14 protein-coding genes are annotated in these 9403 nt (G+C 73.3%); 4 read left to right on the top strand and 10 right to left on the bottom strand.

The window, feature by feature from the left end:
• From AC1MIR_RS02240 to AC1MIR_RS02210, 7 genes are all read right to left on the bottom strand, one after another.
• Positions 1 to 351, bottom strand: a 351-nt coding sequence (locus AC1MIR_RS02240) for a hypothetical protein (RefSeq protein ID WP_480026557.1), incomplete at its 3' end; no start/stop codon positions are given.
• 65 nt (positions 352 to 416) lie between these two features.
• Positions 417 to 1502, bottom strand: a complete 1086-nt coding sequence (locus AC1MIR_RS02235; protein ID WP_480026556.1) for an EscU/YscU/HrcU family type III secretion system export apparatus switch protein — start codon at positions 1500 to 1502, stop codon at positions 417 to 419.
• 3 nt (positions 1503 to 1505) lie between these two features.
• Positions 1506 to 2288, bottom strand: coding sequence for a flagellar biosynthetic protein FliR (locus AC1MIR_RS02230; RefSeq protein ID WP_480026555.1), 783 nt, complete (start codon positions 2286 to 2288; stop codon positions 1506 to 1508).
• Positions 2285 to 2563 carry a flagellar biosynthetic protein FliQ gene (locus AC1MIR_RS02225; RefSeq protein WP_480026554.1) on the bottom strand — a complete coding sequence of 93 codons (279 nt, stop codon included), beginning with the start codon at positions 2561 to 2563 and terminating at the stop codon, positions 2285 to 2287. Before AC1MIR_RS02225 ends, AC1MIR_RS02230 begins: the two co-directional genes overlap by 4 nt.
• 34 nt (positions 2564 to 2597) lie before the next feature.
• Positions 2598 to 2915 (bottom strand): flagellar hook-basal body complex protein FliE, encoded by a 318-nt coding sequence (gene fliE / locus AC1MIR_RS02220; protein ID WP_480026553.1) that lies wholly within the window; start codon positions 2913 to 2915, stop codon positions 2598 to 2600.
• Entirely contained in the window at positions 2912 to 3319 is a 408-nt protein-coding gene (flgC, locus tag AC1MIR_RS02215) for a flagellar basal body rod protein FlgC (protein WP_480026552.1), read from the bottom strand. Before flgC ends, fliE begins: the two co-directional genes overlap by 4 nt.
• A 26-nt stretch (positions 3320 to 3345) precedes the next feature.
• On the bottom strand, positions 3346 to 3750 hold the full coding sequence (locus AC1MIR_RS02210; RefSeq protein WP_480026551.1) for a flagellar basal body rod protein FlgB: 405 nt from the start codon (positions 3748 to 3750) through the stop codon (positions 3346 to 3348).
• Positions 3751 to 3847: 97 nt separating this feature from the next.
• On the opposite strand from AC1MIR_RS02210, the gene AC1MIR_RS02205 reads away from it, so the two are divergent.
• The 4 genes from AC1MIR_RS02205 (at position 3848) to AC1MIR_RS02190 (ending at position 6752) form a co-directional block, all read left to right on the top strand.
• Positions 3848 to 4099 carry a hypothetical protein gene (locus AC1MIR_RS02205; protein ID WP_480026550.1) on the top strand — a complete coding sequence of 84 codons (252 nt, stop codon included), beginning with the start codon at positions 3848 to 3850 and terminating at the stop codon, positions 4097 to 4099.
• Positions 4100 to 4136: 37 nt separating this feature from the next.
• Positions 4137 to 4406, top strand: coding sequence for a hypothetical protein (locus AC1MIR_RS02200; protein ID WP_480026549.1), 270 nt, complete (start codon positions 4137 to 4139; stop codon positions 4404 to 4406).
• Positions 4403 to 5128 carry a flagellar type III secretion system pore protein FliP gene (gene fliP, locus AC1MIR_RS02195; RefSeq protein ID WP_480026548.1) on the top strand — a complete coding sequence of 242 codons (726 nt, stop codon included), beginning with the start codon at positions 4403 to 4405 and terminating at the stop codon, positions 5126 to 5128. Before AC1MIR_RS02200 ends, fliP begins: the two co-directional genes overlap by 4 nt.
• A 208-nt stretch (positions 5129 to 5336) precedes the next feature.
• Positions 5337 to 6752, top strand: coding sequence for a hypothetical protein (locus AC1MIR_RS02190; RefSeq protein ID WP_480026547.1), 1416 nt, complete (start codon positions 5337 to 5339; stop codon positions 6750 to 6752).
• 9 nt (positions 6753 to 6761) lie between these two features.
• Here AC1MIR_RS02190 and speE read toward each other — a convergent pair whose 3' ends face one another.
• The 3 genes from speE to AC1MIR_RS02175 all read right to left on the bottom strand — a co-directional run.
• The gene (gene speE, locus AC1MIR_RS02185) at positions 6762 to 7631 is read right to left on the bottom strand and encodes a polyamine aminopropyltransferase (RefSeq protein ID WP_480026546.1); all 870 of its coding nucleotides are present in this window, start codon (positions 7629 to 7631) and stop codon (positions 6762 to 6764) included.
• Positions 7632 to 7719: 88 nt separating this feature from the next.
• Positions 7720 to 8172 carry an adenosylmethionine decarboxylase gene (gene speD / locus AC1MIR_RS02180; protein WP_480026545.1) on the bottom strand — a complete coding sequence of 151 codons (453 nt, stop codon included), beginning with the start codon at positions 8170 to 8172 and terminating at the stop codon, positions 7720 to 7722.
• Between the two features lie 197 nt (positions 8173 to 8369).
• Positions 8370 to 9403 (bottom strand): hypothetical protein (locus AC1MIR_RS02175; protein ID WP_480026544.1); only part of this gene is annotated, 1034 nt, incomplete at its 5' end.

The raw sequence follows: 9403 nt of genomic DNA, 5'->3' as shown, positions 1-9403 counted from the left end.
CCCCGCGGCGCCGGGCCCGCGCCGCGGCCGCCGCCCGACCCCCCCGGGCGCCGCGCGGGCGCGGCCCCCCCCCGCCTCCACCCGCCGCCCCGCATCCAGCGCCGCGGCTGCCGCGTCGCGGATGTCCGGCGCGATCAGCCCGGTCATGGACATGCCCGGGCGCAGCGGCAGCGTCGGCCCGCAGATCCGCGCCAGTTCCGGGTTCCAGGCGATCAGGCGGTCGGCCGGATCGAGCAGCGCAAGGCCGGGGGAGGCGGCCTCCAGCACCGCGCAGAGCGCGGGGTCCAGCTCGCCCTTGGGCATCCGGCTCCGCAACAGGGCTTCGAGCCCGCCCCAGCGCGGTTCAGCCATCGGCATCCCCCTATCCAGCGCAACATCACGCTTTGGTGACCCTGCACACGCATTCGGGTGTCTCGTCAAGCGCGTCTTGCCCCATCCGATGCAACAAGTTGTTCGTCGGCGCGCCGGCGGCGCCATACGAATGCAATGATTTCAGCAACCGCCTGGTAATGATCGGCCGGAATCTCGGCTCCGAGTTCCAGCCGGTGCAGCGCGCGCGCGAGCGGCGGATTGCTGACAATCGGCACATTCGCAGCCGTCGCCGCGGTCCGGATGCGCGCGGCGAGCTCGTCCACGCCCTTCGCCACGACCTTCGGCGCCGCATGCCCCTCGGCATAGGCCAGCGCAACCGCATAGTGTGTCGGGTTGGTGATCACCACCGCAGCGCGAGGCACCTCCGCCATCATCCGGTTGCGGGCGCGGCTCTCACGCAACTGTCGGCGGCGGGCGCGGAGCTGCGGATCGCCCTCGCTCTCCTTCAGCTCGTCGCGCAGCTCCTGCCGGCTCATGCGCAGCTGGCGCAGATGGTTGAACCGCACCCAGAGCAGGTCGAGCACCGCCAGCGCCGCGAAGGCGCCGAGCGCCGCCCCCACCAGCCGCCAGGACGCCGCCGCGGCCGCCTGCATCATGCCGCCGGCCGGCGCGTGCAGCGCCGCCTGCAGCTCCGCCGGATCGCCCAGCGCGAACCAGAGCGCGGCACCCACCACGCCGATCTTGAGCAGGCTGCGCAGGAACTCCGCCAGGCCCTCCGCCCCGAACAGCCGGCGCAGGCCCGCCAGCGGGCTGATCTTGTCGAGCCGCGGCTCCAGCGATTTCGCCGAGATCAGCCCCCGCGTCTGCAGCAGCGTCGCGGCGCAGGCGCCGAGCGCCGCCGCCCCTGCCACTGCCGAAACCAGCAGCAGCCCCTGCCAGAAGAGCAGCCGCGCGGCCTCCAGCGCATCCGCGCCATGCGCCTGTTCCAGCGTGGCGCGCATCGCCTTCAGCAGCTCGAGCCCGAGCGGCGGCAACGCCAGCGCCACGGCCAGGCTGCCCGCCGCCAGCGCCGCGAAGCCCGCCGCCTCCCGCGACAGCGCCACCTGACCCTGCTCGCGCGCCTTCTCGATCCGCCGCGGTGTCGCGGCTTCCGAGCGGTCGGCGGGATCGGGGGCGTCCTCCTCGGCCATCGCTCAGCGCGCCCCGGGCAGCGCCTGGAAAGCCTCGGCGAGGCTTTCCGCGAAGACCGCCAGCAGCGGCGGCGCCAGCAGCGCCAGCAGCGCGATGCCGGCCAGGATCTGCCCCGGCACGGCGACGAAGAAGGTCTGCACCTGCGGCGCCAGCCGCGCGAGCAGGCCGAGCGAGAGGTTCAGCACGATCGCCCCGATCACGAAGGGCGCGGCCAGCCGCAGCGCCAGCGCGAGGGAGGCGGCGCCCGCTTCCGCCATCGCTTCCGCCGCCGCGCCGGTCGGCATCGGCGCGCCGGCGGGCAGGACCGCATAGCTGTCCACCAGCGCGCGCAGCGCGATGGCATAAAGGCCGGTGCCGAGCACGAGGCAGGCGGAGATCAGGCCAAAGGCGCGGCCGAGCGCCGTGCCCTGCCCGCCGAGCTCGGGATCCGCGACCAGCAAGCCCTGCAGCCCGATCAGCGTCGCGATCGCCTGCCCGGCCATGGCCAGCGCCAGCGCCGCGATGCGCGCGAGCCCGCCGAGCCACAGCCCGACCACCACCTCCTGCGCGATCAGCCCGGCCGCGGCCGCGCCATCGGCCGGCGCCGGCGGCAGGCCGGGTGCGAGCACCGGCAGCAGCAGCGCCAGCAGCGCCATGCCGAGCACGAGGCGGATGGTGGGCGAGACCTCCTGCTCGCCGAGGCCGGGCAGCAGCATCACGGCCGCGCCGATCCGCGAGAAGGCCAGCACCGCCTGGAAGGCCAGCGCCGGCAGCGATTGCAGCAGCGCGGCGTCCTCGGCCGTCATCGCACGCCGCCGAGCTCGATCGCACGGTCGAACAGCGTCTCCGTCCAGCCGCGCATCGCGCCGACGGCGAAAGGGCCGAGCAGCAGCATCATCACGGCGCAGACCGCGAGCTTCGGCAGGAAGGCCAGCGTCGCCTCCTGCACCTGCGTCAGCGCCTGCAGCAGCGAGATGACGAGGCCGACGGCCAGCACCGCGAGCAGGGGCGGCCCCATGACCTGGAGCGAGACCCAGAGCGATTCGCGCAGCGCCTGGGCCAGCGCCTCCTCGGTGTCCACGGAGCTTTTCCCCGCCTGCGATGCCGCGCCGCCGTCAGATCGGCATGCGCATGACGTCCTGGTAGGCGGCGACGACGCGGTCGCGCACCGCCACCGCGGTCTGCAGCGTGAGTTCCGCGCGCGAGATCGCCAGAACCGCCTCCGTCACGCCGCCCTGGCCGAGCATGGCGGCGGTGGAGGCTGCCTCCGCACTCCGGCCGATCTCGACACCCTGCGCCATCGCCCGCTGCACCAGCGCGCCGAAGCCGCCGGAAGCCGCCTCCGCCGCGCCGACGGTGCCGCCGGCCGCAGCGCCCGAGGCGGCGCGATAGGCCGCGGCGGCGGTCGCGCCGATGCCGGCGGCGCCGCTCACCGCAGCGCCTCGATCGCGCGTGTCAGCATGGCGCGCGTGGTCTCCAGCACGGAGAGGTTGGCGCTGTAGCTCCGCTGCGCCTCGCGCATGTCCATCACCTCCACCAGGCTGTCCACATTCGGCGTCTTGACGTAGCCGCGCGCATCGGCGGCGGGGTGGGAGGGCTCGTAGCGCGTCGGGAATTCGCCCGGCGCGGTGCCGACGCGCGAGACGCCCACCGTCTCGACGCCGAGCGCGCGATCGAGCCGGTTGGCGAAGGTCACGGTGCGACGGCGATAGGGATCGGCGCCGGGCGCTTCCCCGGTGCTGTCGCGGTTGGCCAGGTTTTCCGCCACCACGCGCAGCCGGGTGGACTGCGCCGCCATGCCGGCCGCCGAGATCCGCAAGGCGCGATCGAGGTCCATCCTCTTCCCCTTCCGTGCAACCGCGCTCAACGCCCGAGCGTCGCGCGGAACATGCCCATGAAGCTGCGATGCACCGCCATCGCCACGGCATGGGCGGTGTCGGTCTCCGCGATGCGCATCGCCTCGCGGTCGAGCGAGACGGCGTTGCCGTCCGGCGTCACTTCCGGCACGCCCCGCTCGGTGCGCGCATTCGCCGCCGCGGCCGGGTTGCCGGCGCCATGCCCGGGCTGGGTGCGCGCCATGGCCAGCCGCACCGCGCCTTCCAGCTCGCGCCGGAAGGGCACGAGGTCGTGCGGGCGGTAGCCCGGCGTGTCGGCATTGGCGACGTTCTGCGCCAGCACCGCCTGGCGCCGGTCGAGCCAATGCAGCCGGCGCTCGGCGAGGGCCAGCGGATCGGGGGCGCGGACGGCGCGGGTCGCGGCTTGATCCATGCGCGGAGCCTCGCGCGAAGCGATGAAGAAACGGTTAGCGCCGCCCTTAAGCCGCGCGCTAACGATCCCTTCATCGTCCTCGGTCTAGTCAGCGCCGATGCGCAAGCCACCCGAACCCGCCGAGGCCGTCCACGCCGCCATCGCCTCGCTCGACGGCACGCTCTCGCTCGCGCGCGCGCTGGTCGAGGGCGGGCGGCGGATCGACCTCGCCGGGCTCGAGCGGGAGGCCACGACGCTCTGCGCCGCGGTGATGGCGCTCGGCGCGGAGGAGGCGAAGCGGTTGCGCCCCGCCCTGCTCTCGCTGCGCGGCCAGGTGGACGGCCTCGCGGCCAGCCTCGCCCGCTTCTGACCTCACCCCCAGAGGCTCGTCCCAGGATGGAGACGGCATGCACGAGATCGGCTGGACCGGCCTGATCACCGCCGTCGCGGCGCTGGCGGGCATCCTGCTCGCGCTGGTGCTGGTGCTGCGCGGCGTGCGCGCCGCCGGCCTCGCGCGCGGCAACCGCCGCCTGATGGTGGAGGAAGCGGTGGCGCTGGATACGCGGCGCCGCGTGGTGCTGCTGCGCTGCGACGGGCGATCGCTGTTGCTGCTCACCGGCGGCGGGCAGGACATCGTGCTGGGCTGGCCCGAGACGCCGCCGAAGGCAGGGCCATGATCCGCGCCCTGCCGGTCTTCCTGCTGCTGCTCGCGATCCCCGGCGCGGCCGCGGCGCAGAGCCTCAACCTCGATCTCGGCGGCGAGGGCGCGGGGGCCACCGCGCGGCTGGTGCAGTTGGCCGCGCTGATCGGCCTGCTCTCGCTCGCGCCGGCGCTGCTCGTGATGGTCACGTCCTTCGCGCGCATCATCATCGTGCTGTCGCTGCTGCGCAGCGCCATCGGCGCGCCCGCCATACCACCCAACCCGGTGCTGATCGCGCTGGCGCTGTTCCTCACGCTCTTCGTGATGGAGCCGGTGCTGATGGCCAGCTGGGAACAGGGCATCCGCCCGATGTCCGAGGGCCGGATCGGCGAGGTGGAGGGCCTCGCCGCCGCCGCCGAACCCTTCCGCCGCTTCATGGCGGCGCAGGTGCGCGATGCCGACCTGGCGCTGTTCCTCGACCTCGCGAACCTGCCGCAGGCGCCGGCCGAGCAGGCGCCCTGGCGCGCGCTGATGCCGGCCTTCCTGGTGGGCGAGTTGCGCCGCGCCTTCGAGATCGGCTTCCTGCTCTTCCTCCCCTTCCTGGTGATCGACCTGGTCGCGGCGAGCGTGCTGATGTCGCTCGGGATGATGATGCTGCCGCCGACCGTCGTCGCGCTGCCCTTCAAGCTCGCCTTCTTCGTGCTGGTGGATGGATGGCGGCTGGTGGCCGGCAGCCTGGTGCAGGGATTCGCGACCTGACGCGGTGAGCCTTCCCGCTGACACGGAAAGGCCCTCAGACGCCGGCGCTTCGCTTGGCTGCGCCGCACAAGCGGCGGGCCGCCTTCGCGGCCTCGCCCGCCTTCGGCGGGCGCCCGGCACGATGATGGCCCGGTAGCATATGCCCGCAAGGGCTGGACATCGGGGCCGCCCGCCGCGCATCGTCGCATGACGCAACAGGGGCGGAGCGATGGGCCGGCTTCTCTTCCTGCTCGTCCTGCTCGTGCTGCCCGGTCTCGCGCCCGCGCTGGCGGAGCCCGCGGCGACGACGCAGGGCCGCATCCTCTGCAGTCCGCGCGTGCCGCCCGACGAGGAATGGCGCGTCGGCTCGGGCTTCATGGTGATGCGCTCGGTCGCGGATCACCTGAACGGCAGCGCGCCGGCGCTGCGGCTCGAGGATGTGCAGCAGACCGCCAAGGCCATCCCGACGCTGGAATTCATCATCTCCCGCCCGGACAACATCCCGCCGAGCGAATGGCGCGCCGCCTGGCTGGAAGCGGTGGCCTATCCGGCGGACCGCACGCCCGGCACCATCACGGAGGCGGATCTGGTGCGGGGCAGCGTTCTGCCGCCCTCGCCGGAGGACGACCGCACCGCGGTGACCGCGCTGTTTCCGACGCTCGAGCGCGGCGGCTGGCTGCCGACGCGCTGGCAGGTGGTGGTCTTCGTCTGCGTGGACCCGAACTACAACCCCGGCTCCCGCCGCGCCAACGGCAAGGAGATCCGCGCCTATGCGCGCGAGCCGTTCTTCATCTCCACCCTGCGTCTCTCGACACTGATCGGGGTTCTCGCAGTCGCGGCGATCTACCTTGCGCTGGCGCTGGCGACGCTGCAGCTCCAGTCGCGCCAGATCGCGCATGCGCAGGGTGTGGGCGCCATCCGCCACGGCCGCGGCGCGGCCTTCTGGTACGCGATGCGTCCGACGGTGATCGCGCAGGACAGCTTCGGCGTGTGCAGCCTGTCGCGCTTCCAGGTGCTGCTGTTCACCGTGGTCGTCTCCGGCGTCTATGCCTATGTCATGGCGCGCACCGGCAAGCTGCCGGAGGTCTCCAACACGGTGCTGACGCTGCTCGGCATCACGCTCGCGGGCTCGACGCTCGCGCGTGTGGCGGAGGGGACGAGCCTCGACACCCAGAACCGCCTCTGGCTGCTCGGCACCGGGATCGTGGACCCCTCGCCCCGGCTGCCGCGCTGGCTCGACCTCGTCTCGGCGGAGGGCGAGATCGACGTGACGCGGGTGCAGGCGCTGGTGTTCAGCCTGTTCGCGGCCGGCGCACTGGTGGTGAACGGCACCGGCGACCTGGCGAATTTCAGCATCCCGGAGCAGGTGAACTACCTGATCGGCATCAGCCAGGCCGTCTATGTCGCCGGCCGCGCCCTGCCCCACGAGTCCGCGCGACGCCTGAACGAGGAGGTGCGGGCCCTGCAGGAGGCCGAGGCGCAAACCCTGATCGACCCGGCCGATGCCGACGCCCGACAGCGTTTCGAGACCGCGCGCAAGGGCATCGGCCCGACGCTGACCGATGTGTTCGGCGAGCGCTTCCGCGCCGCGCGCCTCAGGCAGTTCAAGCCGGGTGAGCGGGTTGCGGAAGTACCGGCGGAATAGCCCGCCGCCTCAGCGCCGCGGCAGGTGCCGCGCGATGTAGGGCGGGAGGTTGAACGCGCCGACATGGATCTCCGGCGTCCAGTAGCCGGTGGTGTCCAGCACGCCCGCCACATCGGCGCGGCGGCGGATCTCCGCCGCGTCCACCGCGCGCAGCGCCGCGTCCTTCGCCGCCCAGCCCAGCGTCATGTAGCCGCCCACATAGGTCGGCACGGCGGCGACATAGGCCCAGACATCCGGGAAGGACTTGGCGCGCCGCAGCGAGGTGTCGCGCAGTTCGTCCGCCTGCATCGCCGGCACGCCGCACTGGTTCACGATCAGGCCGCGGTCGGTGAGGATGCGCGCGCAATTGGCGTAGAACTCGTCGGTGAACAGCACCTCGCCCACGCCGATCGGGTCCGTGCTGTCCACGATGATCGCATCGTAGCTGCCGGCAGGCGCCTGGCGGACATGGTCGATGCCGTCGCCGACGATCACCTCGGCGCGCGGATCGGTCCAGGCATCGCCGGCGATGCCGGGCATGAATTCCTTGGCAAGCCGGATCACCTCGCCGTCGATCTCGACCATCACGGCGCGTTCGACGTTGCGGTGCTGGAGGACGCGCTTGAGCACGCCGCCATCGCCCGCGCCGATGATCAGCACGCGCTTCGCATCGCCATGCGCGAGCAGCGGCACATGCGCGATCATCTCCTGGTAGACGAACTCGTCCATCTCGGTGATCTGCACCACGCCGTCGAGCAGCATGACGCGGCCATGGGTGTGGCTCTCGAACAGCATGATGTCCTGGAAGTCGGACTTCACGCGGGCAAGCTCCCGCTTCACCAGGAAGCGCTGGCCCCATTCGGCGTAGAGCGTCTCGTTCACCCAGGAATCGGTGGGCATCTCTGTCATTCCGCTGTCACGAGTGGCTGGCAAGAAAAAGGGCCGGACCCTTCGGCCCGGCCCCTTATCACGAAACGGCGCGAAGCGCTTACCCGATCAGGCCGCGCTTGTGCTCGGCCAGCTGCACGCGCTCGGGCTGGAAGCCCTTCTTGATCGCGGGCAGGGCCTTGGCCGGGTCGCACTCGCCGCACATGAAGATGTCGATCGCGGCGTAGTCCCGCTCCGGCCAGGTGTGGATCGAGATGTGGCTCTCCGCCAGCACCAGCACGCCCGACACCCCGCCATTCGGCGAGAAGTGGTGGAAGTGCCCGTGCAGGATCGTCGCGCCCGCCGCCAGCGCGCCCTCGCGCAGGACGGCGTCGATGTGGTCGGGATCGTCCAGCCTGGTCGCGCCCCACAGGTCCACGATCAGGTGCACGCCCGCGAAGCGCAGGCCGCCCCGGTTGATGAAGTAGTCCTTCTCCACCGTCCCGTGGAGATTGTCGTTCCGGGTGTCGCTCGGCAGGTCCGAGACCATCCCCGGTTGGACGAGAGCTTCCATGATGAGGCTCCTTCCAGCCAGCAGATGACCTTGGTGGCCGCGATAGGCGGCACCTCGTGGGGTCAACGGCCGGCGCATATGGGGCAAGGGGGACGGGGGCGCAAGGGAAATCGGGACCCCCGGGCCGAAAAAAACGCGTGTGCCCCCCGTTGCGGACGCGGGGCTTCACCGGCCGCCCCCGGGGGGCGACCGGAGAGTTACCTTGCCGCCCCGGCCCCCGGCCGCAACCTCTCCAGCTGGGCGGGCAGCAGGCGCGCCACTTCCAGTTCCTGGCGAAGGCGCGGCAGGTCGCCGATCCCGCCCAGCCGCCCGGCCGTCATCAGGGCGAAGGCCTCGGCGAAGGCGCCCTGCTCCATGCGGCTGCCTTCGGCGGCGCGCAGCGCGGCCAGGCCGGGCTCGTCCCCAGCGAGGGCGAGCAGCGCGGCGGCGCGGGCAAGCTGGGCGCGCGCCGCCTCGTCCAGCGGCGCCGGCGCCGGCGGCAGGCTGGCCCGCAGATGCGCGCCCATCGCCGCCGCGGCACCCGCCCAGTCCTGGCGCGCCGCCAGAAGCTCCGCCAGTTCGGGCAGGGCGTCCGGCCCCGCCTCCCTGAGCCGCGCCGCCGCCAGATCATGCTCGCCGAGCGCGGCGAGGGCGCGCGATTCGATGCGCAGGCGTGCGATCCGCAGCACCTCCGGCAAGGGCGTCGCCGCCGTCTCCTCCAGCGCCTTGCGCGCGCCGCCCGCATCGCCCGCGCCGAGCGCCAGCTTCGCCTGCGACAGCCCGATGCGGGCGCGCGATTCCGCGCCCTCGGCGCGGGCCAGCGCGCCGCCGAGCACCGCGCGCGCGCGGCCTACCAGATCGAGCGCGGCCAGCCGCTCGGCCAGCGCGGTCAGCGCCTGCTCGGTCTGCGCGCCTTGCGGCAGCAGCGCGGCGTGGGTGTCGAACAGCGCGACGGCGGCAATCGGCGGTTCCGTCCCGATGGCGGCGAGCAGCGCCTCGGCCTGCTTCGGGCGCAGCGCCGCGGCCGCGTCTGGGAAGGCCTGCTCGGCCTCGCGCAACGCATCGAAGGCGCCGCGCGCCGCGCCGGCCTGCAGGCGCAGCTCCGCCAGGCGGGTGCGCGCCCGCAACTCCTGCCCATCGCCGCGCCAGGCCGCGAGCACCGCTTCCATCGCCGCGGCCGCGCCGGCGGCATCCCGCGCGCCGGGCGCCCGCCGCCGCTCCGCCCCGCGGGGGGGGGCCGCCCGGCCCGGCC

The sequence above is a fragment of the Falsiroseomonas sp. RANM36 genome (genome assembly GCF_056682175.1).
The sequence above is the reverse complement of the archived record's forward strand: the minus strand, read 5'-3'. Positions and strand labels throughout refer to the sequence as shown.

Bases quoted from the DNA above. Each gene is read 5' to 3' on its own strand.
- AC1MIR_RS02235 (WP_480026556.1), bottom strand. From the start codon at position 1,502: ATGGCCGAGGAGGACGCCCCCGATCCCGCCGACCGCTCGGAAGCCGCG.
- AC1MIR_RS02230 (WP_480026555.1), bottom strand. From the start codon at position 2,288: ATGACGGCCGAGGACGCCGCGCTGCTGCAATCGCTGCCGGCGCTGGCC.
- flgC (WP_480026552.1), bottom strand. From the start codon at position 3,319: ATGGACCTCGATCGCGCCTTGCGGATCTCGGCGGCCGGCATGGCGGCG.
- AC1MIR_RS02210 (WP_480026551.1), bottom strand. From the start codon at position 3,750: ATGGATCAAGCCGCGACCCGCGCCGTCCGCGCCCCCGATCCGCTGGCC.
- AC1MIR_RS02205 (WP_480026550.1), top strand. From the start codon at position 3,848: ATGCGCAAGCCACCCGAACCCGCCGAGGCCGTCCACGCCGCCATCGCC.
- AC1MIR_RS02200 (WP_480026549.1), top strand. From the start codon at position 4,137: ATGCACGAGATCGGCTGGACCGGCCTGATCACCGCCGTCGCGGCGCTG.
- fliP (WP_480026548.1), top strand. From the start codon at position 4,403: ATGATCCGCGCCCTGCCGGTCTTCCTGCTGCTGCTCGCGATCCCCGGC.
- AC1MIR_RS02190 (WP_480026547.1), top strand. From the start codon at position 5,337: ATGGGCCGGCTTCTCTTCCTGCTCGTCCTGCTCGTGCTGCCCGGTCTC.
- speE (WP_480026546.1), bottom strand. From the start codon at position 7,631: ATGCCCACCGATTCCTGGGTGAACGAGACGCTCTACGCCGAATGGGGC.
- speD (WP_480026545.1), bottom strand. From the start codon at position 8,172: ATGGAAGCTCTCGTCCAACCGGGGATGGTCTCGGACCTGCCGAGCGAC.